This is a genomic window from Nannocystis exedens (assembly GCF_002343915.1).
In the GTDB taxonomy this organism is placed as follows: Bacteria; Myxococcota_A; Polyangia; order Nannocystales; family Nannocystaceae; genus Nannocystis; species Nannocystis exedens.
In genome coordinates, this window is sequence record NZ_NETK01000001.1 from 3533139 (window position 1) to 3558227 (window position 25089).

At 72.6% G+C, this 25089-nt stretch carries 21 protein-coding genes; 10 read left to right on the top strand and 11 right to left on the bottom strand.

Features of this window, described 5'->3' with window-relative positions; genetic code table 11:
- Window positions 1–20: 20 nt before the first annotated feature.
- On the top strand, window positions 21–623 hold the full coding sequence (locus NAEX_RS13850; RefSeq protein WP_170135702.1) for a sigma-70 family RNA polymerase sigma factor: 603 nt from the start codon (window positions 21–23) through the stop codon (window positions 621–623).
- A 71-nt stretch (window positions 624–694) separates the two neighbouring features.
- Entirely contained in the window at window positions 695–1246 is a 552-nt protein-coding gene (locus NAEX_RS13855) for a cupin domain-containing protein (protein WP_170135703.1), read from the top strand.
- Window positions 1247–1371: 125 nt separating this feature from the next.
- On the opposite strand, the gene NAEX_RS13860 is transcribed toward NAEX_RS13855, so the two are convergent.
- Complete coding sequence (locus tag NAEX_RS13860) at window positions 1372–1758, bottom strand: globin domain-containing protein (RefSeq protein ID WP_096327974.1); 387 nt, start codon at window positions 1756–1758, stop codon at window positions 1372–1374.
- A 264-nt stretch (window positions 1759–2022) separates the two neighbouring features.
- Here NAEX_RS13860 and NAEX_RS13865 point away from each other — a divergent pair, with 264 nt between their 5' ends.
- Together NAEX_RS13865 and NAEX_RS13870 are read left to right on the top strand one after the other, a co-directional pair.
- Complete coding sequence (locus NAEX_RS13865; RefSeq protein ID WP_170135704.1) at window positions 2023–2949, top strand: serine/threonine-protein kinase; 927 nt, start codon at window positions 2023–2025, stop codon at window positions 2947–2949.
- A gap of 44 nt (window positions 2950–2993) precedes the next feature.
- Window positions 2994–4001: a hypothetical protein gene (locus NAEX_RS13870; protein ID WP_143140704.1), complete on the top strand. Its 1008-nt coding sequence runs from the start codon at window positions 2994–2996 to the stop codon at window positions 3999–4001.
- 123 nt (window positions 4002–4124) lie between these two features.
- Here NAEX_RS13870 and NAEX_RS13875 read toward each other — a convergent pair whose 3' ends face one another.
- Window positions 4125–4562, bottom strand: a complete 438-nt coding sequence (locus tag NAEX_RS13875) for a DUF2141 domain-containing protein (RefSeq protein ID WP_096327977.1) — start codon at window positions 4560–4562, stop codon at window positions 4125–4127.
- Between the two features lie 132 nt (window positions 4563–4694).
- Between NAEX_RS13875 and NAEX_RS13880 the strand changes: the two genes are divergently transcribed.
- From NAEX_RS13880 to NAEX_RS53795, 3 genes are all read left to right on the top strand, one after another.
- Window positions 4695–5609, top strand: a complete 915-nt coding sequence (locus NAEX_RS13880) for a MerR family transcriptional regulator (RefSeq protein WP_143140705.1) — start codon at window positions 4695–4697, stop codon at window positions 5607–5609.
- A gap of 435 nt (window positions 5610–6044) precedes the next feature.
- The gene (locus NAEX_RS13885) at window positions 6045–6635 is read left to right on the top strand and encodes a fasciclin domain-containing protein (RefSeq protein ID WP_096327979.1); all 591 of its coding nucleotides are present in this window, start codon (window positions 6045–6047) and stop codon (window positions 6633–6635) included.
- Window positions 6632–6754 (top strand): hypothetical protein, encoded by a 123-nt coding sequence (locus NAEX_RS53795; protein ID WP_275937638.1) that lies wholly within the window; start codon window positions 6632–6634, stop codon window positions 6752–6754. The genes NAEX_RS13885 and NAEX_RS53795 overlap by 4 nt, the downstream gene beginning before the upstream one ends.
- Window positions 6755–6873: 119 nt before the next feature.
- Here the strand turns inward: NAEX_RS53795 and NAEX_RS13890 are convergent, their stop codons facing one another.
- Both NAEX_RS13890 and NAEX_RS13895 read right to left on the bottom strand, forming a co-directional pair.
- Complete coding sequence (locus tag NAEX_RS13890) at window positions 6874–7779, bottom strand: hypothetical protein (RefSeq protein ID WP_096327980.1); 906 nt, start codon at window positions 7777–7779, stop codon at window positions 6874–6876.
- 384 nt (window positions 7780–8163) lie between these two features.
- Complete coding sequence (locus NAEX_RS13895) at window positions 8164–9378, bottom strand: MFS transporter (protein ID WP_170135705.1); 1215 nt, start codon at window positions 9376–9378, stop codon at window positions 8164–8166.
- Between the two features lie 191 nt (window positions 9379–9569).
- Here NAEX_RS13895 and NAEX_RS13900 point away from each other — a divergent pair, with 191 nt between their 5' ends.
- Together NAEX_RS13900 and NAEX_RS52100 are read left to right on the top strand one after the other, a co-directional pair.
- Entirely contained in the window at window positions 9570–12050 is a 2481-nt protein-coding gene (locus NAEX_RS13900) for an FG-GAP repeat domain-containing protein (protein WP_096327982.1), read from the top strand.
- 84 nt (window positions 12051–12134) lie between these two features.
- A complete protein-coding gene (locus NAEX_RS52100) occupies window positions 12135–13166 on the top strand; it encodes a hypothetical protein (RefSeq protein WP_096327983.1) in 1032 nt (343 codons plus the stop codon).
- A 64-nt stretch (window positions 13167–13230) separates the two neighbouring features.
- On the opposite strand, the gene NAEX_RS13910 is transcribed toward NAEX_RS52100, so the two are convergent.
- The 3 genes from NAEX_RS13910 to NAEX_RS13920 all read right to left on the bottom strand — a co-directional run bounded on the left by NAEX_RS13910 (window position 13231) and on the right by NAEX_RS13920 (window position 17958).
- Window positions 13231–14625 (bottom strand): phospholipase C, encoded by a 1395-nt coding sequence (locus NAEX_RS13910; RefSeq protein ID WP_096327984.1) that lies wholly within the window; start codon window positions 14623–14625, stop codon window positions 13231–13233.
- A gap of 511 nt (window positions 14626–15136) precedes the next feature.
- The gene (locus NAEX_RS13915) at window positions 15137–17284 is read right to left on the bottom strand and encodes an MYXO-CTERM sorting domain-containing protein (protein ID WP_096327985.1); all 2148 of its coding nucleotides are present in this window, start codon (window positions 17282–17284) and stop codon (window positions 15137–15139) included.
- A 356-nt stretch (window positions 17285–17640) separates the two neighbouring features.
- A complete protein-coding gene (locus NAEX_RS13920; protein WP_096327986.1) occupies window positions 17641–17958 on the bottom strand; it encodes a DUF2325 domain-containing protein in 318 nt (105 codons plus the stop codon).
- A 151-nt stretch (window positions 17959–18109) separates the two neighbouring features.
- Between NAEX_RS13920 and NAEX_RS13925 the strand changes: the two genes are divergently transcribed.
- Window positions 18110–19300 (top strand): RCC1 domain-containing protein, encoded by a 1191-nt coding sequence (locus NAEX_RS13925; protein ID WP_096327987.1) that lies wholly within the window; start codon window positions 18110–18112, stop codon window positions 19298–19300.
- A 267-nt stretch (window positions 19301–19567) separates the two neighbouring features.
- Here the strand turns inward: NAEX_RS13925 and NAEX_RS13930 are convergent, their stop codons facing one another.
- Genes NAEX_RS13930 through NAEX_RS13945 form a run of 4 tightly spaced genes read right to left on the bottom strand, consistent with a single transcriptional unit; the run spans window position 19568 to window position 24960 of the window.
- A complete protein-coding gene (locus NAEX_RS13930) occupies window positions 19568–20827 on the bottom strand; it encodes a PQQ-binding-like beta-propeller repeat protein (protein ID WP_096327988.1) in 1260 nt (419 codons plus the stop codon).
- A gap of 59 nt (window positions 20828–20886) precedes the next feature.
- A complete protein-coding gene (locus NAEX_RS13935; protein ID WP_096327989.1) occupies window positions 20887–22320 on the bottom strand; it encodes a rhodanese-like domain-containing protein in 1434 nt (477 codons plus the stop codon).
- 31 nt (window positions 22321–22351) lie between these two features.
- Complete coding sequence (locus NAEX_RS13940; RefSeq protein WP_143140706.1) at window positions 22352–23701, bottom strand: APC family permease; 1350 nt, start codon at window positions 23699–23701, stop codon at window positions 22352–22354.
- 2 nt (window positions 23702–23703) lie between these two features.
- Window positions 23704–24960 carry a DUF4388 domain-containing protein gene (locus NAEX_RS13945; protein WP_096327991.1) on the bottom strand — a complete coding sequence of 419 codons (1257 nt, stop codon included), beginning with the start codon at window positions 24958–24960 and terminating at the stop codon, window positions 23704–23706.
- Window positions 24961–25089: the final 129 nt, after the last annotated feature.

Here is a 25089-nt window from a genome sequence, read left to right on the forward strand (position 1 = left end):
GAGCATATAGTCCAGCACCCGTGTCACGGCTGGGCCCAAGCTCGCCCCCCGGCCCTTCGGGCCCGCGAAGCGAGCGCAGCGACGTCGAGATCCTCGCCGCCATGGCGTGCGGCGACACCGACTCGCTCGGCGACCTGCACGACCGCTACGTCGGGCTGCTGCTGGCCACGGCGATCCGGATCCTCGGCAACCGCCGCGAGGCCGAGGACCTCGTGCACGACGTGCTCATGGAGGTCTGGCAGAAGTGCGCCGACTACGACCCCGGGCGCGGCAGCGTGCGCACCTGGCTGCTCGTCCGGCTGCGCAGCCGGGCCCTCGACCGCTGCCGCCGGGCCGGTCGCTTCCGCGTCGAGACGCTCGAGGACCGCGACCTCGACGACCTCGGTCAGGCCGGCGGCGACGAGCCGGGCCAGCGCCTCGACCACGATCGCGTGCGCCGCGCACTGCTCGAGCTGCCCTCGGCGCAGCGCCAAGTGCTCGAGCTGGCCTACTTCGACGGCCTGTCGGCGACCGAGATCGCCGAGCGGCTCGCCGTTCCGGTCGGCACCGTCAAGTCGCGGACCGCCGCCGGCCTCGCCAAGCTGCGCGCCGCCCTTCATGCTGAAGACGGGGGGGACCGATGACCGGCCGCGACCGCGAACACCCGCCGGACCGGCGCGGCCCTGCGACCCTGCAGGAAGATGACCTGAAGGACATGCCCCTTTGGGCAGCCGAGGACGACACGCCGGACATCGCCGTCGCCGAGGCCTTCACCGCCCTCTCGCTCGCCTTGCGGCCGGTCCCCGCGCCCGCCGACATGCGGGCCCGCCTGCTCGCCGCCGCCGCCGCGCCCGAGGCCCGCTTCAGCCCGTTCGTCGCCCGCCTCTCGCGCCTCCTCGACCTCGCCCAGGAGCGCGTCCGCCAGCTGCTCGTCAGCCTCGCGCGCCCCGACGTGTGGGAGCGCGTGCTGCCGGACGTCGAGCTGTTCCACCTCGAGGGCGGCCCGGCCACCGTCGGGGCCGACGTCGGGTTCGTCCGCGTCGCCGCCGGCGCCCACTTCCCGCACCACAACCACCTCGGCGACGAGCACGTGCTGGTGCTGCAGGGCGGCTTCGTCGAGGACGACGGCACCGTCGTCCGCGCCGGCGGCAGCAGCTACCGCGCCCCCGGCAGCAGCCACAGCCTCACCGCCCTGCCCGGCCAGGACCTCCTCTACGCCGTCGTCGTGTTCGGCGTCGAGTTCCCCGGCCTGCCGCCGCGGCCCTGATCCGCTGGCCTTCGGGTCATGTCCCGCTCGACATGCCCCGAAGTCCATGTCGCTGAAGCCATGTCAGGAGCGTCGCCGACCCGTCGGACCGGCGGCGCCGCCGGTCCACGCCGACGCACCCGCGGCTACCCGCTGTTCATCAAAAAAGTCGCGGTGTCGGCGAAGAACCCCCGCAGCGTCGCCGCCGACCCCGGCTCGAGCTGGACCTCGGCGAGGGCGGCCTCCATCAGCGCGACCCAGCGATCGCGGGCGCGCAGGTCGAGCTTGAACGGCATGTGCCTGGCCCGCAGCCGCGGATGGCCCCGCTGCGCGATGTAGCGCTGCGGGCCGCCGAATCGGCCGACCAGGAAGTCGCGCAGGCGGGCCTCGGCGCCGGCCATGTCGTGGCGCGGGTACATCGGCCCCAGGATGTCGTCATCGAACACACGGCGGTAAAAGGCCGCGACCAGCCGCGCAAAGCCCTCCTCGCCGATCCGGGCGTAGATCTCGTCCTCCGGGGCCAGCTCGCGCATCGCCGTCAGTGTGCCACGAGCGCCCGCCGCAGCATGCGTCGCGCATCGTGAGGCAGGTGTCGGCCCCGACGCGGCAGGGGCCGATCGCCGTGATCGCCGAGGCCGGCCGCGTGAACAAACCCCGGGCCGTGCGCACCCGGAAGATCGCCGATTCGCGGTGTCCCTGGCCCGGCGGGCTCGACCTGTCCCAAGGTAGGGGTTACCCGTCCGCGGCGCCCGCCCCGCCCCCTCCTGCGCGGAGTTTTCCCGCCTGCGACGGGCCCCGTGGTAGCCTGGAGCCCGGTGCAGAGCCTGGTGCAGGACGAAGAGGACACCCTCGAAGCGGGCACCCTCGTCGCGACCTACTTCCGCGTGCTCGAGTTCATCGGTCCGGCCAACTTCGGCGACCTGTACCGCGGCGAGCACATCCAGATGGGCAGCCGCTGCGCCGTGCGCGTGCTCAGCCCGCAGTGGAAGAGCCTCGTGCGCGGCGAGGAGGACGTCGACCGCTTCCGCCGCATGGCCCGCGCCGCCAGCGACACCTCGCACCCCAACATCGCGCAGGTGTTCGACGGCGGCCGCCTGGCCGACGGCCGGCTGTTCCTCGTCACCGAGCTGCTGGTCGGCCGCAGCCTCTTCGAGGAGATTTCCGAGCGGCGCTACCTGCCGGTCCTGCGGGCCGCGCGGATCCTCCGCGACGTCGCCCGGGCCGTGCGCGCCGCTCACAACGCCGGCCAGGTCCACCGCGACCTCAAGGCCGAGAACATCATGCTCGTGCCGCTGCCCGACGGCGACGGCGAAGCCGTGCAGGTGCTCGACTTCGGCATCGCCGCCTGGGCCGAGGCCGAGGCGCGCAAGCAGAACCCCGGCGCCTTCGTCGCCACGCCCGAGTACATGGCCCCCGAGCAGGTCCTGGGCAAGCCCGCCAGCCCGCTGTTCGACATCTACGCCATGGGCGTGATGCTGTTCGAGGCCCTCGTCGGCGAGACCCCCTTCTCCGGCAACGCGCAGGCGCTGATGAAGGCCAAGGTGTCCCGCCCCGCGCCCGCGCTCGCCAGCAAGCTGCCCGGCATGCCGCGCCGCCTGAGCGAGCTGGTCGACGACTGCCTCCACACGGACCCCGCCCTGCGCCCCCAGAGCGCCAACGAGTTCGTGGTCCGCATCGAGGAGATCCTCCGCACCTTGAACCGCACCTCGGGACCGCAGACATGAGCCCGCGGGCCACCGCCCGCCCCGCTCAGCCTGCCCCGAAGGACATGTTTATAAAGGTATGTCCGGCAGGACATGCTCTCTCGGGCAGCCGGGCCGACCCGCGCGCGTCCGCCGGCACCTCGCGCCGCTCGCCCGGCGCGGCCCTCGCTGCCATCCTGTCTTTCGGAGCATGCTCTTCGAGCCCTGTCCCATCCGACAGCCCCGGCGCGCCGCCCCCTGTCCCCGCCCCGGATACCCCCGCCGCCGAGTGCCCCGAGTTCACGCTCGCCGCCAGCCCGGGCGCCCTGGCGCCGCCGGAGATCGTCGAGGCCTCGGGTCTGGCGGCCAGCCGGCAGAACCCCGGCGTGCTGTGGACCCACAACGACTCCGACGCCGGCGGCCCGCTGGTCTACGCGTTCGCCGTCGACGGCGCGCGCTACCTCGGCCGCTGGCGGCTCGACGGCGCCGCGGTCCATGACTGGGAGGACATGGCCCTCGGGCCAGGCAAGGACGGCCGCGACGCCCTCTACGTCGGCGACATCGGCGACAACCAGCGGAAGCGGCGCGAGGTCGTCGTCTACCGCGTCGCCGAGCCGGCCGTCGACCTCGCCGCCGCGCCGGCCGAGCGCCGCCTGTCGGGCGTCGAGCGGCTGGTCTTCACCTACCCGGGCGGCCAGGCCCACGACGCCGAGGCCTTGCTCGTCGACCCTGTCCGCGGGGACATGTGCATCGTCACCAAGGGCCGCGGCGGCTCGGCCGTGTTCTGCGCCGCCGCCCCGCTGACCTCCGGCGAGCTGAGCGCCGCCGGCGAGCTCGGCGTGCTCGGCCTCGTCACCGGCGGCGCCGTCAGCCGCGACGGCACCCTGGTCGCCCTGCGCACCTACCTCGCCGCCCGGGTGTGGCGCCGCGACCCGTCCCGCCCGCTCGCCGAGGCCTTCCGCGGCCCCGACTGCGACCTCGCCCTCGCCCTCGAGCGCCAGGGCGAGGCGATCGCCTTCGCCCCCGACGGCCGCGCCTACTACACCGTCAGCGAGGGCCTCGCCCCGACCCTCCACGCCTACGGCCCCCGCTGACTCCTCGCACCGATTCCGCGTCGCTTCCCGTCCATGAAGGCGCCGTGTCGCCGACGCCCCCGCTGACCGCGAAGCGCGGCTCGGCCGCTCCACCATCCAGCCCGCCGCGGGCCCGGTGCCATTTTAAAAGTACTGGATCACCACCCGCTGGATCGCCCCGTCGGCGCCGACGCGGAACTTCGCGTCGCGGTACTTCGGCGGCCCGAACCGGCCCTTGGCGTTGTTCGAGGCCGCGAACCCTTCCTTGGGGATCCCCACCCAGTTCGTATCCATCGCGTTGTTGCCGTTCTCGTCGTGGACGACGGCGAACGCGTACTCGCCGGTGGGCACCGCCAGGTCGACCCGCGCCTGGCCCCGGGTCACTCTGGCCACTGCCGTCTTCCACGCCTTGCCCGGGTCGCCCGGGAAGCCCTCGGCGCCGCGGAAAACGGCGACCAGCACCTGCCCGTCGTCGCTCCGGAACCCGCTCATGCGGATCGACAGCTCGGCGTCGGTCTCGGCCGGCGCGGCGGCGACGGCGGTGAGCGCGAGGATGAACGTGTTCAGGCTTTGTGCCAGCATGAGGGACCACGATCGCAGGCAGAGGATGGCGCCGCAAGCGGTTGCAGGGCGCCCTGGATCGCAGTATACAAACTTTGCGAAGAGTTGCGAGCAACCTTCCGCAAGGTCTAAACCTTCCTGGCCTTGGACGCCGTGAGTACCGGACGATATCGCATCCAGTCGGTGGCCGAGATGACCGGTGTGTCGGCGGCCACACTCCGCGCGTGGGAGCGGCGCTACGGCCTCCCCGCCCCGCGCCGCTCGTCGTCGGCCTACCGTCTCTACAGCGACCGCGACGTCGAGCGGATCCGCCGCGTCCGCGAGCTGTGCGACGCGGGCATGGCGCCGTCCGAAGCCGCGCGCACCGTGCTCGCCACCGACGACGAGGCCGCCGTCGCCGCGCGCGTCGAGGCCGACAACGACGAGCTCGCCGTCCAGCGGATCCTCGAGGCCGTCGACCACTTCGACCCCGACCGCATCGAGGCCGCGGTGAAGAGCTCGCTGTTCCTCGGCCCCGCCGTCACCCTGTTCGAGCGCGTGTTCAGCCCGGCGCTGGTGCAGATCGGCGAGCGCTGGGCCCGGGGCAGCATCAGCGTCGCGCAGGAGCACCTGGCCGCCGAGATCCTCGGCAACACCATGCGCTTCCTGCTGCGCCTCGTGCAGCCCGAGCACGCGCGCCGCCAGGTCGTCCTGGCCTGCTTCGCCGACGAGGAGCACACCGGCCCGCTCTACGGCGTGGGCATGCGCCTGGCCACGTGGAGCGTCAAGTCGATCGTCCTCGGCGCCCGCACCCCGCCCGAGGCCGTGCGCCACACGATCGAGCAGCTCCGCCCCGACATCGTCGGCCTGTCCGCCACCATCGCCCCCGCGCCCGACCGCCTGCACGCCCTCCTCGACGGCTACGCCGAGGCCTGCGGCGCGACCCCGTGGATCGTCGGCGGCCTCGCGTCCGAGGCCATGCGCGAGCCCCTGGTCGCCCGCGGCGGCCACGTCGCCCCGACCGCCAAGGAGCGCTTCCACGAGCTGATCCACACCCTCTGCCCGCTCGACCCGAACACCGGCGAGTGACGGCCTTCTTGAGGACATGCCCAGAAGGACATGTCATCAGGAACATGTCGTTGACGGCATGTCCTCGAGCCCATGACGCCGCGCCGACGCGCCTCGCCCCGGCGACGGACTGCATCGCCTGGCGCTCGCGCTCCGGTCGAAACTTCCGCAGCGACCCTTCGCTCGCCCCGGCTCCGCTCGCATCGTCCCGCCCTGATCACGCGGCGCTTCGCTCGCCCCGGTTCCGCTCGCATCGTCCGCCGTGATCTCGCGGGCCTTCGCTCGCCCCGGCTCCGCTCGCATCCTTTCCGCCGTGACCTCGCTGGCCCTGGCGCGCGCCGCCTGACCGCCCGCGCAGCAGCGCCCTCACGCCCCCGTGCCCGGCGCGCGCGGGCCTCGCGTTTCGAGCGCCGCCCCTTTGACAACGCCGCCGCCGCGCGTCAAAACCGCTCGACGATGTCGCCTCGCCGCTTCGCCCCCGCCCTGTTCGTCGCCCTCGCGCTGGCCTGCACCCGCAGCGGCGAGACTGCGCCGCCGCCGGTCGACACCCCGCCGCCCGAGCCGCCGGCGGTGGCCGCCGAGATCGCCCCGGAGCCGCAGCCCGAGGCCCCGCCCGAGCCGGAGGCCCCGCCCGCGCCCACGCTCGACCTGCTGGCGACCGCCAGCGAGGCGGGCGGCCTCACCACCTTCCTGTCGGCCGTCGACGTCGCCGGCCTGCGCGAGACCCTGCAGGGCCCTGGCCCCTTCACGATCTTCGCCCCCAGCGACAAGGCCTTCGCCGCCCTCCCCAAGGGCGAGCTCGACCGCCTGCTCAAGAACAAGAAGAAGCTCGCTGCCCTCCTGCAGCACCACGTCGTCGCCGGTCCGCCGTTGCCCGGCAAGGCCTACCCCTCGGCGGTCGCTCCCGCGGCCGAGCCGGGCGCCGCCGAGCCGGCCGCCCCCGAGACGCCGCCCCCGCCGTCACCACCCTGGCCGGCGCCCCGCTGCCGCCCCTGCCCGAGCTGGTCCGCGCCGACATCCAGGCCACCAACGGCGTCCTCCACGTGATCGACGTCGTCCTGCCCGCCCCCGGCAAGGCCAAGCCCGCCAAGCCCGCCAAGCCCGCGAGCAAGCCCGCCGAGCCCGCGAGCAAGCCAGCCAGGCCCGCCGACCCCCCCGCGCCTTAGGACATGTCTTGTGCGTCATGTATCGGCCGACATGCCCATGAGGGCATGTCCGCTGATACAGCCCGCAAGGCCCTCGAGCCCGAGCTGTCCGCCGTACCGGCGACACCTCGATGAAACCTTCACGGCAGCGCGCACACGCCGACGTGCTCCAGGCCCGCCGGGGCCTTGCCGGGTGCGTAGTAGGCCCGGCACTGCTGACCTGCGCCCGGGCACACGGGGTCGCTCAGGTCGCAGTAGGGCGAGCAGCACCCCGGCCCCTCGCCGCCCTCGCCGATAAAGCACTCCTCGGCCACCTCGCCGCCCTCGCAGCTCAGCCCCGGCGCGCAGCGCCAGTCGCCGCCGCAGCCCTCGAACAGCTGATTGGCGGGCAGGCCATCCACGTCCAGGCACACGAAGTCGACGCCGGCGTACTGACAGCTGTCCCCCGCCGGGCAGTCCTGCAGCAGCGGGTCGCAGTGCGGGACGCACAGCGGCATCTGGTGGTAGCCGAAGCACTCCTCGTCGGCGCCGCAGATCGGCTGGTGCGAGCTGCCCTGGCAGATCACCGCGCAGGTGCCGGTGCCGGTCTGCGGATCGACCTCGTCGCAGAACAGGCCGACGTCGCAGGTGTCGGGGCCGAAGTGGCCCTGGACCAGCACCTGGCACGCTTCGCCGGCCTGATCGGGCTCGGCGACGATCGGCGAGCAGGTGATGCTCTGGTAGTCGAGCGGAGGCGGCCCCTCGGCGGAGCACTTGAAGCCGCTCGGACAGTCCTGCGCGTAGACGTCGCACGCGGGCGGCGGCTCGGGCGGGATGACGAAGACCGCCTCGGTGGCGCTGTCGCAGGTCGTGCAGGTGTCGCCGGCCGTGCCGCCGCTGTCGGTCGCGGTGAGCGTCGGATCGGCGGAGGTGTCGGAGTCGGTGCCGGCGGTCGAAGTCACGGGCGGGCCCGACCCGGACGAGCCGCCGGTGATCGGACCGGGGATCCAGGGGTCACAACCCGTGAGGGCGAGGACGAGGGCGAGGGAGCGCGGCGCGAGACGCATGTGCAGGAGGTCGTGGGAACGACCGGCGACGGCTCAATTATTTTCGCGCCCGGCGCGGCCGGCGATGGCGCGCCAGGCGGCTGCTGCGATCTCGGCCGTGAGCACGTCCGGGGAAGCGCGCTCGCCGGCGGCGGGTGGCGTTACGCCCGCGGGCGCCCGCGCGGCGCCGAGGAGCGGCCCCACCGCCGAGCTCGCCGTCACCCGCTCGCATGTCCCTCGCGACATGCCTTCTCGAACATGCCCTGAAAACCATCCCGGCGATCGCTCCGCCCGGGCGCCGCGCGATAGGCCAGCGGTGCGTGCAGATGCGGGCGACACCGGCCGGTGGTCGCCCGTACTGCCCCGTGAAGCGCGACCGCATCGTACGGCCCAGCCCAGCCCGGCTCACGGCACGTTCGCCAGCTCGGTCTCGCCGCGGCGGACCCGCCCGTGGTGCTGCACCGCAGGCAGCACCCCGATCACGCACAGCACCGCCGCGAGCAGGAAGTGCTGGGCGTAGCCGAGCTCGGCGGCAGAGAAGCCCGACAGCGACGCGCCGAGGCCGGTCGCCAGCACCACCACGCTGGCCTGGATCGTGTAGTCGGTGCCGGCGGTGTGCGGGCGGGCCGCGTCCATCATCATCGTGAACAGCGCCGCCGTGGCCATCCCGCTGGAAAAATGTTCGAACGTGCACAGCGCGTAGAGCACCCAGCCGTCCCGCACGCCGGCGGCCGGGATCGCGTACGACGCGACCGCCAGCGCCTGCACCGCCGCGAACACGAACAGGCAGCGGTAGCGGCCGTAGCTGGCGACGAACGCCCCCCCGACCATCGCCCCGACCAGGCTGGCGAGGAACCCCGCCGTGCCGGTCAGCCAGCCGATGTCGGCCAGGCCGAGGCCCAGGTCGATGAAGAACGGGCGCAGCATCCCGACCCCGAACGCCTCGCCGAGCTTGAACGCCGCGATCGCGGCCAGCCACGAGCCGACCCCCGGGCGGCGGAAGAACTCGGTGAACGCCGCCAGCCCCGGGCGCTCGCCCTGCTCCGGCCGCGGCTCGCCGCGGAACGCCGCGATCGGCAGCGTCGTGAGCGCGATCGCCCCGGCCATGCACTGGCACACGCGGGTCCAGCCGAGCCACGGATACAGGATCAGCAGCACCCCGCCGCACAGGATCATCCCCAGGCGATAGGCCGCGACCTGCACCCCGTTGCCGAGCCCGCGCTCGGCGGGTGTCAGGATCGTCACCGCCAGCCCGTCGGTGGCGATGTCCTGCGTCGACGCCAGGAAGTTGAGCGCCAGCACCCCGACCACCAGCGCCTGCAGGTCGACCGTCGGGTCGACCGTCGCCAGCGCCAGCAGCGTGATCACCGTGAGCACCTGCAGCGGCACGATCCAGCTGCGGCGACGGCCGAAGCGGTCGAGCCCGTGGCGGTCGACCAGCGGCGCCCACGCGAACTTCAGCGCCCACGGCAGCGCCAGCAGCGACGCCAGCCCGACGCCCTCGAGCGACACGCCCTGCTCGCGCAGCATCGCTGGCAAAAACTGCGAGAAGAACCCGTACGGCATCCCCTGCGCCAGGTACAGCGATGCGAGCAGCGCGAGCTTGCCGGCGGGCGTCATCGACCGGGGCACGATAGCGCACCGCCGTCGCCGCCGCACGCGCCCTGCTCGCCGCCCGCAAATGTCGGCCAAAGAGCGACGCGCGCGCATCACGGTGCGTCCGCGACTTCGCATCGCCGGCCCGTCACCTGTCTCTTCGGTCATCCGCGTGTCCGCTTGACGCTCGCGCGCGGCCGGGCGATGGTCCTCCGATGAAACGCGCCTATGCCTTGCCTTGCACGCTCGTCCTCGCGCTCGCCGGTTGCGGCGACAGCGGGCGACCGGCCGACGACGGCACCGCCACGCTCCCGACCTCGACGACGCCGGGGCTGACCGAGCCGACCGGCACCACCGACCCGTCGACCGGCACCACCGCGCCGACCACCACCGACCCGACCACGAGCACCACCACCGGCGGCCAGGGCACGGGCGAGGCGGGCGAGCCGTGTGGCGTCAGCGCGGAGTGCAAGCCCGGCCTCGTGTGCGCCGGCGGCGAGTGTGCCCCGACCGACGGCGAGTGTCAGACCGACGACGACTGCAGCGGCGACACCTACTGCTGCGTCGACGGCTGCCTCCCGGTCGGCGAGAGCCCCCCGGTGTGCATCCCCTACGGCTTCGACCCCAACCAGTGGAGCAACGACGAGTGCGTCGGCGACGTCACCATCGGCCTGTTCGAGCCGGCCGTGCAGTGCGAGTGGACCGCCCCGCCCGACGGCGACCCGTACCCCAATCACAAGTCCGTGCTCACGACCCCGCTGATCTTCGACCTCCCGCACGGCGCCAACGTCGAGTTCCCGCAGGCCGAGATCGTCATCGTCACCTACAACTACACCGACGGCGGTGAGCCGTCCGGCTGGGGCTCCGACCCCAACTACTACGGCGTCATCCGCGTCCTCGACGGCACCACCTGCGAGCTGCTCGAGACGATCGACGACCCGGCCAACCGCATCATCGCCGCCAGCCCGCCGACGATCGGCGACATCGACGGCGACGGCCTGGCCGAGATCGTCACCCACCGCGCCGTGTCCGGCACGATCGCCTTCGGCTGGGACGCCGCGCTCCAGAAGTACGTCACCAAGTGGGTCGCCACCGGCACCGACTTCAGCATGGTCACCCGCTGGGACGGCCCCGCGCTGCACGACCTCGACGACGACGGCGTCGCCGAGGTCATCACCGGCAGCGAGGTCTACGACGGCGCCACCGGCACGCGCCTCAACCCCGGCCAGGTCATCGCCGGCGCCGGCGCCAACCGCTTCTCGGTGATCGGCGACCTCGACCAGGACGGCGCCGCCGAGCTGATCGGCGCCGGCGTGTGGCGCTGGGACGTCGGCACCAACACCTGGGTCATGGCCTACCCCGGCGACCCCGACGGCGGCTCGCACTACGGCTTCGCCGACTTCGGCACCCCCGGCGCCGACCCGGCCAGCTTCAACGCCGCCGCGCTCGACGGCCGCGCCGAGATCGTCACCGTCACCGGCGGCGTGGTCGAGCTGTACACCCTCGAGGGCCAGCTGATCTTCACCGCCACCACCGACCTCGGCAGCGGCGGCCCGCCGACCATCGGTGACTTCGACAACGACGGCTACCCCGAGATCGCCAGCGCCGGCGGCAAGGCCTTCAGCATCTACGACCTCGACTGCAAGGACGCGATGGCGCCCGGCTGCGTGGCCCCGTGGATCCGCTGGTCGCAGCCGTCGCAGGACGCCTCGTCGCAGAACACCGGCTCGTCGATCTTCGACTTCGAGGGCGACGGCGCCGCAGAGGCCGTCTACGCCGACGAGTGCTTCCTCCGCGTCTACGAGGGCGCCACCGGCGAGGTCCTCTACTCGACCTTCCGCACCTCGTGCACCTGGTACGAAAACCCCGTGGTCGGCGACCCCGACTACGACCAGAACACCGAGATCCTGGTCGGCTCGAACGACAACTGCGGCGTCGTCTGCCCCGACATCGACCCGATCCACCGCGGCCTGCGCTGCGAGACCGGCGAGGAGTGCGGCGAGCCGTTCATCTGCGACGCCGGCTTCTGCCGCTGCAGCGACGACACCCAGTGCGTCGCCGGCCACGCCTGCACCGCGCCGCTCGACGGCACCCCGGGCGCCGGCAACGTCTGCCGCGCCGTCCACCCGCCGGGCGTCGGCCTCACCGGCCTACGTGTCCTTCGGGACAGGCTCGACCGCTGGGCCTCCTCGCGCCCGCTGTGGAACCAGCACGCCTACTCGGTCACCAACGTCGACGACGACGGCGGCATCCCGGCCACCTCGCAGTGGCTGCCCAACTTCACCCAGCCCGACCTGAACAACTACCGCCAGAACCGCCAGGGCGACACCCCGCCGGCCGCGCTGCCCGACATCACCGGCAAGCTGGGCGACCAGAGCTGCATGGGCAAGGACGGCAAGGTGATCCTGACGAGTACAGTCTGCAACCGCGGCAAGAAGGCCGTGGGCGCCAACTTGCCCGCGACCTTCTACCTCGGAGACCCGGCCGACGGCATGGTGCTGTGCGTGGCCTACACGGCCGAGCCGGTGCCGGTCGAGGAGTGCCGCGACGTCTCGTGCGCCATCGACGACACGGTCGACGGCACCGTCACCGTGGTCGTCGACGACGACGGCCAGGGCGGCGAGTTCGCCCTCGAGTGCTTCGAGAACAACAACAGCGACGCGATCCAGATCAAGGACTGCAGCCCGGTCGGCTGAGCGTCGCCGCACCCGTGAAAATTCGCGCGGACGCGTGCCTGCGCCGCCCTGGGCAGGCACGCGCCGAGCGCCTAGACTCGGCGCGTGCTGCCCTCCGTCCCGCGGCTCGGCGTCGCGCTGCCTCTGCTCCTGCTCCCCGGCTGCTTCAACCCCACCGGCGCCGGCTCGACCGGCTCGACCGGCCCGACCACCAGCGACGCCGGTGAGACCAGCACCGACCCGACCTCGACCTCGACCTCGACCGGCACCACCACCCCGCCGACCACGCTGCCGTCGCAGACCGACCCGACCACGGAGCCGGTCACCAGCACCGACCCGATCACCAGCACCGCCCCGCCGCCGCCCGGCTGCGGCGACGGCAACGTCGACGACGGCGAGGAGTGCGACGACGGCAACACCGACAACAGCGACAACTGCCTCGACAGCTGCACCAACGCCGTCTGCGGCGACGGCTTCGTCCACGCCAAGAGCGAGACCTGCGACGCCGGGCCCGACAACGCCGACGACGCCTCATGCACCCTCGAGTGTCGGCCCGCCGCCTGCGGCGACGAGCTGATCTGCCCCACCTGCGGCGAGCAGTGCGACGGCGGCACCGACTGCAACGACGACTGCACCTTCAAGCAGCGCTACGTGTTCGTCACCAGCGACCTCGTGCAGGGCAGCCTGGTCGGCGGGCTGTCCGGCGCCGACGAGCTGTGCGCGCAGGCGGCCGGCCTCAACGACCTGCTGATCGGGCGCAAGTTCGTCGCCTGGCTCAGCACCAGCACGGTCAGCGCGGCCGACCGCCTCGACGAGGCCTCCGTCCCGTACATGCGCCTCGACGGCGTGGTCGTCGCCAACGACTACACGGACCTCCTCGACATCGTGTCGGAGATGCAGGCGCCGATCGACGTCGACGAGAACGGCCAGACCGTCGCCGACACCCCCATCGCCTGGACCGGCACCCAGGCCGACGGCCTGAAGTCCAACGCGTCCGAGATGTGCGAGGACTGGTTGACCGGCCTGGGCAACGGGCGCAAGGGCACGATCACCGCGACCGGCGTCACCTGGACGGACGACGGCACCATCCCGTGCAACAACGTCGCCCGCCTCTACTGCGTCCAGACCACCCTCTGAGGCCCGATGGACATGACTTTCGGGTCATGCCCTTTCTTTCATGTCCAAAAGGCCATCCTCGCCCTCAAGGCTGCTCCGGGTAGAGCTCGGCGCAGCGGGCCACCGCCTCGGCGTCGACCTGCGGCAGCGTCACCTGCGGCGGCGTCTCGTGCGGCGGGGCGGAGAAGTCGAACATGTCCCACGGCGCCAGCGCGTTGGCGTCGCGGGCGGTCAGGGCCGGCAGGACGAAGCGGGCCTCGATGAAGCGGAGGATCGACGTGTGGTCGTAGACCTCGTGGCTGACGTGATGCTTCTTCGCGAACGGTGACACGACGATGAACGGCACGCGCGGCCCGAGGTGGTCGAAGCGGCCCGGCTGGTCGTGCGGCTGCAGCTCCGGCAGGTGGGCGTCGGGCGGGCAGGCGGCCGGCGGCGGTACGTGGTCGAACAACCCGCCGTGCTCGTCGTAGGCGAAGAACAGCGCCGAGCGCGGCCAGTTCGGGCTCTTCAGCAGCGCGTCGACCACCCGGGCCACGAACAGCTGCCCGAGCTGCGCCACCGACGGCGGGTGCTCCCACGTCGCCTTCGACTCCGGCGCGTCGAACGTCGCGTTGACGAACGACACCGCCGGCAGCTCGCCCGCCGCCGCGTCGGCGAAGAACTGCGCGATCGGCTGCCGCTGCGTGCCCGGCTCGGGCAGCAAACCCGTCAAAAAACCGCCGAGCCCGCCCGTGTCGCTGAAGTACACGCGGAAGCTGACCCCGCGGGTCACCAGGTGGTCGAAGATCGTCGCGTCCGGCTTGAAGTTGACGTTGACGGTGCGGCCGTACGACGAACCGGCGTAGAGGTACATCCGGTTCGGCCACGTCGGTCCGGGCACCGAGCCGAAGTAGCGGTCGCCGAGCGCGAACTCGTTGGCCAGCCAGTAGTAGAACGGCAGGTCCGGCTCGTCGTAGTAGCCCATCGCCCGCTCGCCGCGGAGCGTCTCGTCGATCACGTCGTCGCCCTTGCCCTCGTTGGTGCTGACGAACCCGTCCATCTTGCCGCCGGCGATCTGCTCGTGGACCGCGTCCCACGAATGATTGGTGTTGCCGAAGCAGGGCTGCGTCTGGTGATAGATCGCCACCGGCGCGCCGTCGGGCCCGGGGTTCGAGAAGTCGACCGGCGCCACGTCGGCCTCCGGTTGCCCGCGCACCGGCAGCATCTGAAAATAGTGGTCGAACGAGCGGTTCTCCTGCATCAGCACGACGATGTGATCGATCGGGATCTGCTCCCCGCTCGGGTACGACTCGCCCTGCGTCTCCGCCGGCAGCGCGCCCGGCTGGTACTTGCAGGCGCTGCGCCCCGCGGCCGCCTCCGCGTCGCTCGGCGGCTTCACCGGCCGGTCCCAGTCCGCCTCGGTCCCCGCCGTCTGCTCGCCCGGGGTGACGACGCAGGTCGTCAGCCACAACAGCGCTCCGATCTCTGCACTCCGTGCCATGCCGGCTCCTCGCTCGCGGGCTCCGCCGTCGCCTCGCCGTTTGGCCGGTGCCCGCGCAGCCAGCCGGGTAGCACGAGCCCGCCCCCGCGCGAGCCCGCGAGCCCGAGCCCGCCTTCGCCCCGATCACCGCCGCGCTCGCGCCCGGCCCTGCGGTCGCGGGCGCGGCCTCCGCCCGTGGGACCGGCCGCGCCAGCGCCTCGGCATGCCCCTTACGCCATGTCCGCGCGATCGCACCTGCGAAGCAGGCTGCTGCGCCCGCTCCACCTGACCCATGGGACAGACACTCGACGGCGAACCTCACCTGTCCGTCCGGACATCCGATGGCCGCGGCGGAGCGAGCGGTCCCGGGACGCCACGGGCGAGCCTCGCCGGCGCTCCCGGCGGCGAGGAGGAGACGCCCACGCCCGGCCCGAGGCACACCGGAGCGAAGCAGCGAGCGCCCCGTCCGCTCGCCCCGCCCGTCTCTTCGGACATCCGAGCCGCCGCGTTCGGACCTGCCCGTTCGGACATCCTACGCGCGTCGGCGCCGTCGCCCCATCCCGAGCAGGCCCAGGCCGACGAGCGACGCCAGCGTCCCCTCGCCCTCGGCCCCGCTCGTGCACCCACAGCCCGCCTGGCCGTCGCCGCCGGGCGCGCCGCCGTCGGTGTCGGTCCCGGTCGGCTCGTCGCCGCTCTCGCCGGGAGCGCTCGTTCCCGGCTGTCCGCCCGTCGTCGGCGCGCCCGTCGTCGGCGCGTCCGTCGTCGGCGCCGCCGTCGTCGGTGCGTCCGTCGTCGGCGAGCCCGTCGTCGCCCCGCTGGTCGCCGTGGCCGTCGAGCCGTCCGTGGTCGAGCTTGCCGAGGTCGTCGACCCGTCCGTCGTCGTCGTCGACGTCGCCGGCGCTCCGGTCGTGCCCGGCTCGTCCCCCGTCGTCGACGAGCTGCCCTCCGAATCACTCGGGTCCGGCAGCGGGTCGGGCTCGCCGACCTCGTCGCCGCCGTCGAGCCCGCATAAGAACCCCTCGCAGCACGGATCAATTTCCATTTGCGTCACCTCTTCGAACATGTGCTCGAAGATCGCCGCGAGCGCTGCCTGCAGCTCGACCTGCGAGTCGCCCGCGGGGAAGAAGTCGAGCGAACCGCCCGAGCCCCAAACCGCCATCATCGTCAGCTGCTCGACCGCCTCCTGCGACTCGGCCAGCTCGCCGAGCCCGACGACGTACGTGCGCACCCCGTCGGTGACCATCTGCTCGAGCGAGGCCTGGACCGCCGCGTCGTCCGAATCATACGTACCGTCCATGATCAGCACGTTGTAGAACTTCGTCTCCGCGGTGCAGGGGATCGGCGCGTCGACGGCCATGCAGGCGGCCTTGGCCTCGGCCAGGTGGCCCTGCACGAGCTCGAGCCCGAGGTGGACGAACGCCCCCGATCCCGTGCAGGCATCCGGCTTCTGCGCGTCGAGCTCGCAGCGCGGCACGTGGCTCTGCACCGGCGTCGTCGGCCCCGGAAACTCGACCTCGTCGGTCTTGAAGGTCCACGTGATCGGCGGCCCGTCCCACGGATCGACGCACCCGGGCGCCTCGCACGAGGTCTGAGGGTTGAGCGCCCAGTGGAGCACCCCGGAGCGACACGGCGCGTAGTCGACGAGGAGCTTCTGCTCGGCCGGCGAGTCGTCGCCGAACACCGCCGCGCCGACGAGCGTCCACATCTCGAGCGGCGAGCCGTTCAGCAGCGGCGTCCCGGTCTGCAGCGCCAGGTCGATCCCGCCCGTGCGCAGCAGGTCCCAGCGCGTCTGCCCCATCGCCCCGTGGACGCTGTCGCCCATCACGTTGAGCATCGACGACGAACCGTCGAGGATGAACATCACCCGCGGCCACGCCGGCGTGCAGATCGGCGGGTCGATCAGGTTGATGATGTCCTGGATCTCCGCCTTCAGCGCCTCGCCGATCAGCGACGACTCGACCACCGCCTGCCCGGTCCCGCCGGCGACCGCGAGCTCGTTGGCCTCCGCCGTCCCCGCGGCGTCGCCGACCGACAGCACGTAGGTCGGGATCGCCTTGTTGTTCCACATGTCCAGAGCGACAGGCGCCGGATCGGCCGCCGGCGGCTGCAGCACCTGGGTGTTCTCCGCGTCGGTCCACTCGCCCTGCGTGATCACGATCAAAGCCGGCACGCGCACGAACGGACCGACCTCGCTCGGGTGGTCCGCCTGCGCCGTGGCGAACAGCGCCTCCGCTCGCGCCAGCGCCCCCGCCGTCCACGCTCCGATCCCCGTCGGCGCCCCCGCGAGCGGCGGCGGCACCGCGGCGAGGGTCGTCTTGATCGCCTCACCGTTGCACTGGAAGTACGCCTTCTCCGGGTCGAGCGCGTCGTACCAGGGCACGTCGACCTTCTGCCCGTCGACCAACCCGCTCGCGTCGCCGGCGATCGTCGTCCCCGGCTGATCGGCGTCGGGGTCGTGCCCGAAGCGCATCAACGCCAGCATGCTGTTGCCCTGGATGTAGCCGTTGTCGCCGTCGACGATCGCCTGCACCGCCGCGACCGCCCGCTGCCAGCGCGTCTCGTCGGCGTCGAACATCTCGTTCATCGCCGTCGAGTAGTCGAGCGCGATCAGGAAGACCGGCTTGACGAAGGTACACTGACCCTCCTCGACGCAGACAGGGGCGGCGTGCGATGGTTCCAAGCCGCCCACAAGCGCCAGCCCGGCTCCGGCGAGGATCCCGAGTTGCAGTCCCAGTCGCTTCCACGTCCGCGAGGTCTCACGCATACCCCGCCACTTCACCTCGCGACGGCCGCCCGCGTCAAACCCACCCGGCGCTCCCGCGCCCGCGGCTCACCTCGCCCGCTTCACCGGCCAATCGCCGCTTCTCGGCCGATCGCCGCTCATGCAAGGTTCCGTCGTCGCCGCTACTGGCACGATCCACACACCCTCGCGTCTCCAAGAATTTGACACCACGCGCCTTCTGCCATCGACCCGAACGGTCGACGCCGTGTTTCACCGCGACCCCGTACGACGCACGTCGCCGGTCGCCGGCGCGCTCACGAAGCGTTCTGCTCGACCGCGGCCCGCAGCGCCGAGACCGACGCCGTGCGCAGGTACACCACCTTGGTGTCGTCGGTGACGAGCTCTTTGATCTGATCGCGGAGCGCGTGCGAGACCATGCCGACCATCACGACGACGAGGGCGATCTTGCCGGCCCCGTGGCGCACGCCCGGGGGGATCCGCTGCTCGAAGTGCCGGAGCGAGCAGCCGAAGCGCTGCGCGACCTCGCGATAGCGGCTCGACATCCCCCCGTGTCCACCCACGACCACGACCGTCGACTCGTTCGCCTCTTTTTTCTCCTGCTTGGTAGCCATGCCCTCGGTTGTGCAACGCCCGGGCCAACCTCGATCCGGCCTGTAAGCTGGCCAGGACCCCCCTGCGCCCTATTCCCAAATATTTTCGTTTGTCATTTTGACACGCGCTCGGCTGACGCGGTGCCACCAGGATGGTCTACCCTGCGGCCCCATGCGTCTCCGCCCGCGCGTCGCGCTCCTCGTCCTCGCCCTCGCTGCGTGCGATGGCGGCTACAAGCCTCCGCCGCGCCCACCCACGCAGGCTCCGCCGACCCCGCAGCCGAAGCCTCCGCCGTCCCCCCAGCCGCAGCAGCCGGCGCCTCCGCCAGCGGACCCGGCCGTCGCCGTCTCCGCGCACGGCGAGCACAGCTGTGTCCGCCGCAAGTCCGGCGCGGTCGCCTGTTGGGGCAAGAACAGCGACGGCCAGCTCGGTGACGGCGGCCGCGCGGACCTCCCGCGGGCCGCGCTCGTACCTGGTCTTTCGGGCATGTCCGAAGTGGCAGCCGGCGGCAACTTCACGTGCGCGCGCAAGCCGGGCGGGCAGGTGCTGTGTTGGGGCAACAACGAGGACGGCCAGCTCGGCGACGGCGCCGGCGCGCGCCCGGGCGCCCGCAGCACCAGCCCGGTGGCGGTCGCCGGGCTGACCGACGCCGTCGAGATCGTCGCTGGCGGAGCGCACGCGTGCGCCCGCCGCAAGGCCGGCGGCGCGGTCTGCTGGGGCCTCGGCGAGAACGGCCAGCTCGGCACCCAGGCCGACCGCTCGGCCCGCCTCGTGGCGGTCCCTTCGACCAGCCGCGTGGTCCAGCTCGCCGCCGGCGAGGCCCACACCTGCGCCCGCACCGACGCCGGCACCGTGCTCTGCTGGGGCCGCAACACCGAGGGTCAGCTCGGCGACGGGCTCCACGCCGGCCGCTCGACCCCCAAGCCCGTCCCCGGCCTCGCCGACGCCGTCGACCTGGTCGCCGGCGCCAAGCACAACTGCGCCCGCCGCAAGACCGGCGGCGTGGTCTGCTGGGGTCACAACCAGGACGGCCAGCTCGGCGACGGCAAGACCGGCGTCTTCGCCCAGCGCAGCCCCGTCGCCGTCGCCGGCCTCACCGGCCCGCTCGAGCTCGCCGCCGGCGGCGCGCACACCTGCGCCAAAATACAGGGCGAAAAGGTCCTGTGCTGGGGAGCAGGTCGCAACGGACAGGTCGACGGCGGCAACGCCTCGCGCCCGCGCCCGACCCCGGTCCCAGGCCTCACGGGCGCCGTCGACCTCGCCCTCGGCGCCAACCACTCGTGCGCCCTGCAGGCGACCGGCAACGTCACCTGCTGGGGCAGCGACGAGCACCGCGCCCTCGGCCCGCGCCGCCTGCAGTGAGCCTGCCCGGCGCGACTCGGCTCGCCCGCGGCCGGGAACCGCCGCGCGCCTCTCAGGACATGTCTTCTCGGACATCATGAGCAACGCCGCGGTCGAGCAGCCATCACGGCTCGGCCGACCACACCTGCCGTCCGCCTCCGTCCATGCCCATCGGAACCTGTCCTCCCGACGGCTGTGGCGACGCCGCGAGCGGCTGGACATGTCCCATCGGACATCATGAGCATCGACGCGCGCGGCCGTGCTCGATGATCGACGCCGACGAGCGCCTCACGGCGCGAACGAGCCCAGCCACGGCACGAGCTCTTCATGCAGCAGCACCAGCTCGCCGCACCGCCCGCGCGTGACGTTCACCCGCGGCCGGCCCGTCTCGCGCCCCGCGAGCGGCAGCGGCGTGACGTCGACGACCTGCCCGGCCAGCGACAGGCGGTGCAGCTCGACCGTCAGCGGCCCCTCGTCGCCCGCTCGGCGGGCGATCGGCAGCAGCAGCGCGTCGGCCTCGGCGCGGGCCCGCAAGAGCTCCGGCGACCCCGCCGGGGTCACGGCCACCGCGTCCACGTCCCACAGCGTCGCCCCGTCCTCCAGCGCCAGGCTGGTCGCCGTGATCTTCTCCTCCGGCGTCCACCACCGGCGCAGCACGATCGCCTGCCCGTCGGGCGTCACCACCAGGTCGGCCAGCTCGCCCGAAGTCGGCCCCGGCTCGAACAGGTCGCGGATCCACACCAGCGTCCCCGCCGCGTCGGCGCGCGCCACCATCATCCCCGGATCCTCGTTGTTGGGCCATATCCCCACGGCGGCCACGATCTCCCCCGCCGGCCCGAGCGCCAGGGACCCGCCCGGGCTCGCGGGCGAGCCCGGCACCTCCTGCGCCCACAGCGTCTGCCCGGTGTCGACGTCGACGCGCGCCAGCTGCCCGCCCGCGCCGAGCAGCACCGCCGTGTCGTCCGCGTGCAGCACCATCGCCGCCGGCCAGGTCATGACCGCCGCCTCTAGCCCCGAGCGCGTCAGCTCCGGCGCGCCCGCGTCGAAGCGGCCGATGAACGGCAGCGGCTGCTCGCCGTCGCTGCCCGTGCCGATCACCACCACCGTGTCGTCGGCGCCCACCGCCGCGGCGGTCACGAAGAATTGCTGCAGCGTCTGCAGCTCGCCCACCTTCCACCCGAGCGGCTCCCCCTCGGGCGAGAACCACGCCACGGCGGCCGCGAACGTCGACTCGTCGAGGCGCGCCCGCGCCGGCACGGCGATCCGGCCGTCGCTCAGGACCAGCGGCGGCCCGACGACGAACTTCTCCCCGTCCGGCTCCTGCTCGATCGTCCGCGACCACAGCGGCGCCAGCTCCGGCTGACCGTTCGGACATGTCCCATCATCGCCGGTCGTCGGCGGCGCATCGGTCGTCGTCGGCGTGTCGGAGGTCGAAGGCCCGCCCGACGTCGAGCTCGACGACGACCCGTCGGTCTCGCCGTCCTGGGGCGTCCCCGGCCCGCACGCGCCCGCCAGCAGCAGCACCGGAACGAAGTTCTTGAGTCGCATGCCTCCAGCGTGTCGCACCGTCCGGGCCGGTCCCAGGGACCGCGATCGGACCGGCGCGCTCAGCCGACCACGCCCGCCGCCTTGACCGTGAATTCGCGCGCGTTGCGGAACACCACGTCGAACACCGGCAGCCCCTTCGCCAGCACCGACAGTGTCGCTGCTTGCTGGATCTCCGCCAGCCGGCGGATGTCCTTGCGGAGGATCCCGTACTCCGCCTCTCCGAGCGGCAACAGCTCCGGGTGGGTCGTGAAGTAGCGCGCCACTTGCTCGCGCATGAAGTCGGCCACCTGCGGGTGGTTGACGAACATCTGCACGCCCGCCGTGCCGCAGGCCGGGGAGATCAGCGGCACGCGGGTGAACGCCCACACGCCCTGCTCGAGGCGGACGTTGACGACCGCGCCTTCTTCGTGGCCGCCGCCGAGGATCACCAGGTCGAGCTCGACCATCCCGTTCCAGCGCATCGAGAACAGCGCGCGCAGGAACGCCTCCACCAGCGGGCGGCGGATCATGTAGCGCTCGGGGTGCTGCAGCATCAGGCGCAGGTGGCCGCAGCCGAGGTTGCCGGGCGCGATCATGTGCTCGAGCACCAGCGGCCGGAGCGCCTCGGGCGGGCTGTTGAGGAACGCGCGCCACTCCTTGGGCCCCGAGCTGGTCGGCGGCAACCTGTCCGAAAGCGCAGGGTCGGCCCGCATCGCCCGGATCAGGTTGTTGCCGGCGATGGTGTCGGAGTGGATGTAGAAGTGGCCGAACGTCTCGACGTAGCCCTCGAGCAGCGCGCCGATCCGCTCGAGCGGGACCGGCTGGCCGGTCACGCGCTCGACCGCCGCCAGGGCCAGCAGGAACTCGCCCGCGTCGCCGCCCGGCGTGCCGACCACCGCGTGGTCGTCGCGGCCGTCGACGCACGACGTCTTGCTGTGCAGCATCAGCGCCGCCATCTTGACCCATCGGACCCGCTGCGCGTCGCCGATGTGGGCCTCGATCTGCGCCTGCGTCAGCGGCCCCGGCGCCGTCTCGATCTCGACCGGCGCCGGCGCGGGCACCTCGGTCTGGCGGAGGATCGCGTCGTCGCGCATGGTCGCGAACCCGAACTTGCGCCACGCCGTGATCCCGCCGTCCATCACCGCCACGAACTCCATGCCGAGGCGCTCGAGCGCCTGCGCGGCCTGAGCCGCTCGCGGCCCGCCGTGGCGCGACACCAGCACCACCGGCGTGCCGGCGGGCCAGCGGCTCGCGGCCTCGTGGATGCGGGCCAGCGGCAGCCACACGCTGCCGGGCACGTAGCCGAGCGGGCCGGTCAGCTCCTCGGCCTCGCGCACGTCGACGAGCTGGACCGTGCGGCCCTGGCGGCCGACGAACTCGACCGGCAAGAGCGGCGTGCCGTCGGGGGCGGTCCACAGCTGTCCGAGCCAGTTGAGCTTGACCAGACGCTCGTGGATCGGCATCGTCAGCAGCGCTTCCGAGGTGACCGCCTTCGGGTCTGTCCGTCTCAACATGTCTCACCACACATGTTCGTAAGTTCCTGTCTCAAGGCGCAGGCGTGTCGGATCGCCGGCGCAGCGCCAGGAGATAATACGGCAACGGCAGCAGCAAGCAGCCGGCGGTGAGGGCGACGATCGTCGCCCCGGAGCCGGCGATCATCAGGGCGACCACGGCCAGGCCCACGGACGCGGTCCAGGGTCCGCGGCGGCGCTGGTGCGGCGTGAAGCGGTCGGGTTCGCGCCGCAGCAGCGCCAGCTGGGCCGCGCAGGCCGCCCCGATGGCGACCAGCGCGGTGGCGGTCGAGAGCAGGGCGATGAAGTTGTAGATCTCGAGCGTCGAGCCGCTGAAGTAGAGCCCGACCAGCGCGCCCGACAGCACCGCCGTGAGCACCAGCGCGCGGACCGGCGTGCCGAAGCGCGGGTGCAGCACGGCCAGCGCGCGCGGCCCCAGCCCGTCGCGCGCGGTCGCGTGGGCCATGCGGCTGGTGACCAGCACCCAGCCGTTCAAGATCCCCGCCACCGACACCAGCGCGCCGACCGTGACCAGCGTCGCCGCCGTCGGCCCGAAGTGATGCGCCGCGACGTCGGCGAGCGGGCTGGCGCTCTCGGCCAGCAGCTCGGCGGGCACGGCCAGGCTGAGCGAGCCGAGGACCAGCAGGTAGACCGCGCTGGTCATGAGGAAACCGATGTAGACCGACTTCCGGATCGTGCGACCGGCCCCGACGATCTCCTCGGCCGGCACGGTGACCGACTCCATGCCGACGAACAACCACGACACCAGCGACACCGCCGGCAGCAGCGAGCCCCAGCCCTTCGGCGCGAACGGCTCGACGTTCTCGAGCGACGCCAGCGGCCACAGCGCCACGCTGAGCACCACCAGCGGCGCCAGCTTGCAGATCACCGTGACGACCTGGACCGCCCCGCCGGCGCGCACCCCGATGGCGTTCGTCAGCGTCAGCCCCCACAGCAGCGCCTGGCTGACGACGAAGGCCGTCCACGGGTCGCCGGCGGCCGGCCACAGCACCGCGAGGTAGCCGACGAAGGCGGTGAGGAACGCGGCGTTGCCGATCACCGCGCACAGCCAGTAGAGGAACCCGACCTCGAGCCCGACGAGGTCGCCGAAGGCCCTGCGCGCGAACGCCTGCAGCCCGCCCGAGACCGGATACGCGCCGCCGAGGTCGGCGAACACCGCGGTGAGGCACAGGTAACCGGCCGCGTTGATCGCCCACGCGACCAGCCCCAGCGGGCCGGCGGTCTCGGCCAGGCTCGACGGGATCACGTAGATCCCCGAGCCGATCATGTTGCCGACCACGAGCGCGGTGGTGGCCACGAGTCCGAGCCCGCGGAACATCCCCGAGGGGGGCCTGGTCGTCGCCGTCCCGTTCGCGCGGCTCACCGTCACCCGATCGGCCGCAGCCGGCTCATCAGCGGCTCGACCTGCTTGCTCAGGCTCTGGTCCTTCGAGCGGCGCACCAGGCTGCCGGCCGTGAACAGCGCGAAGCTGACGTAGTCGTACAGCAGCTCCTTGAGCTGGCGCTCGATGTTGGCGCCGGCGAACAGGATCCTCGCGTTGTCGACCACGCGCTGGGCCTCGAACGCGCCCTTCTCGGCCGGGCCGGCGCGCGAGAACAGCTGCTCGTAGGTCGGGTCGACGAAGCTGGCCAGGTTGTTGCGCAGGATGGTGCCCTTGCCGCCGGAGTCGGCCTCCTGGTGGATCTGCTGCAGCACCGCGTTTGCGGTCTCGACCACCTCGAGCGGCCCGCCGCGCATGCGCGGCTTCTGCATCGTCACGTGCTTCGACTGGATCAGCTGGAACAGCTGCTTGGTGGTCTGGAACTCGCCGAGGCCGAGCACGCGGCCGAGCTCGATCACGCTGAGCACGCCGTCGATCGCGTCGTAGATCGCGCGGAACTCCTTGGGCGGGTCGGTGCGGCCCTCGACGCGGTCGGGCACGTAGTCGCCGCTCGGCACCCGCTGGCGGAAGTAGCGCATCTCGTCCATGCGCGTGACCCCGTCCATCAGCAGGTTGTTGAGGTTGAGCGAGTGGTGGAACGGGATCGCCTCGTCGTCGAAGCCGTCGAGGAAGCAGAACATCCCGTCGCTGACCTGCATCGACGCCAGGACGATCTCCTCGGCCTGCTTGCCGAGGTATTGATAGACCTGCGAGTGGTTCGAGATCCCGAGCTCGACCGCCATGTCGCCGAAGCGCAGGCCGCTCTCCTTCTGCTTGTCGAGCGTGTGGCGCAGCTGGAACTCGTCGATCGCGCCGAAGCGGTACATGATCTTGCCGAACCGCTCCTCGTCGACGTCGCTGGTGGCGCACACCGCGTTGCCGGAGTCGATGAAGATGCTGCGCACGTGCTCGCCGTCGCGGACCGTCAGCTCGCCGCGCCAGTTGGCCTGGGCGATAAGCGCGATGACGTCGCACATCGTGCCGGGGTGCGTGATCTCGCCGGCCAGGCGGACGATCGCGCCGTCCTCCTCGTCGCGCCGGCCGTCCTGGCCGGTGTAGCGCATGAACACCACGTGGTTCGGCGTCGGCATCAGCCGGTACGCGCCCGCGCGGGCGCGCATCTGCTCGCCCGCGTGCTCGCCGTGCGGCTGCGCCACGCCTCGCTCATCGATGAAGACCAGGTCGTCTTGCGGCTTGCGCATGCGCTGCGCGGACCTGTGTCCGCGTTCTCCGCATGCTTGGTATCACCCGCGCGATCTGCCCGCAAGCGGCCCGGGGCCCTCTGCAACGCGTTGCAAGCGGCACCTGGGCCCATGGAGACAGCGTTCCAC

Bases quoted from the DNA above. Each gene is read 5' to 3' on its own strand.
- NAEX_RS13855 (WP_170135703.1), top strand. From the start codon at position 695: ATGCCCCTTTGGGCAGCCGAGGACGACACGCCGGACATCGCCGTCGCC.
- NAEX_RS13860 (WP_096327974.1), bottom strand. From the start codon at position 1,758: ATGCGCGAGCTGGCCCCGGAGGACGAGATCTACGCCCGGATCGGCGAG.
- NAEX_RS13870 (WP_143140704.1), top strand. From the start codon at position 2,994: ATGTTTATAAAGGTATGTCCGGCAGGACATGCTCTCTCGGGCAGCCGG.
- NAEX_RS13875 (WP_096327977.1), bottom strand. From the start codon at position 4,562: ATGCTGGCACAAAGCCTGAACACGTTCATCCTCGCGCTCACCGCCGTC.
- NAEX_RS13885 (WP_096327979.1), top strand. From the start codon at position 6,045: ATGTCGCCTCGCCGCTTCGCCCCCGCCCTGTTCGTCGCCCTCGCGCTG.
- NAEX_RS13890 (WP_096327980.1), bottom strand. From the start codon at position 7,779: ATGCGTCTCGCGCCGCGCTCCCTCGCCCTCGTCCTCGCCCTCACGGGT.
- NAEX_RS13895 (WP_170135705.1), bottom strand. From the start codon at position 9,378: ATGACGCCCGCCGGCAAGCTCGCGCTGCTCGCATCGCTGTACCTGGCG.
- NAEX_RS13900 (WP_096327982.1), top strand. From the start codon at position 9,570: ATGAAACGCGCCTATGCCTTGCCTTGCACGCTCGTCCTCGCGCTCGCC.
- NAEX_RS13910 (WP_096327984.1), bottom strand. From the start codon at position 14,625: ATGGCACGGAGTGCAGAGATCGGAGCGCTGTTGTGGCTGACGACCTGC.
- NAEX_RS13920 (WP_096327986.1), bottom strand. From the start codon at position 17,958: ATGGCTACCAAGCAGGAGAAAAAAGAGGCGAACGAGTCGACGGTCGTG.
- NAEX_RS13925 (WP_096327987.1), top strand. From the start codon at position 18,110: ATGCGTCTCCGCCCGCGCGTCGCGCTCCTCGTCCTCGCCCTCGCTGCG.
- NAEX_RS13930 (WP_096327988.1), bottom strand. From the start codon at position 20,827: ATGCGACTCAAGAACTTCGTTCCGGTGCTGCTGCTGGCGGGCGCGTGC.
- NAEX_RS13935 (WP_096327989.1), bottom strand. From the start codon at position 22,320: ATGTTGAGACGGACAGACCCGAAGGCGGTCACCTCGGAAGCGCTGCTG.
- NAEX_RS13945 (WP_096327991.1), bottom strand. From the start codon at position 24,960: ATGCGCAAGCCGCAAGACGACCTGGTCTTCATCGATGAGCGAGGCGTG.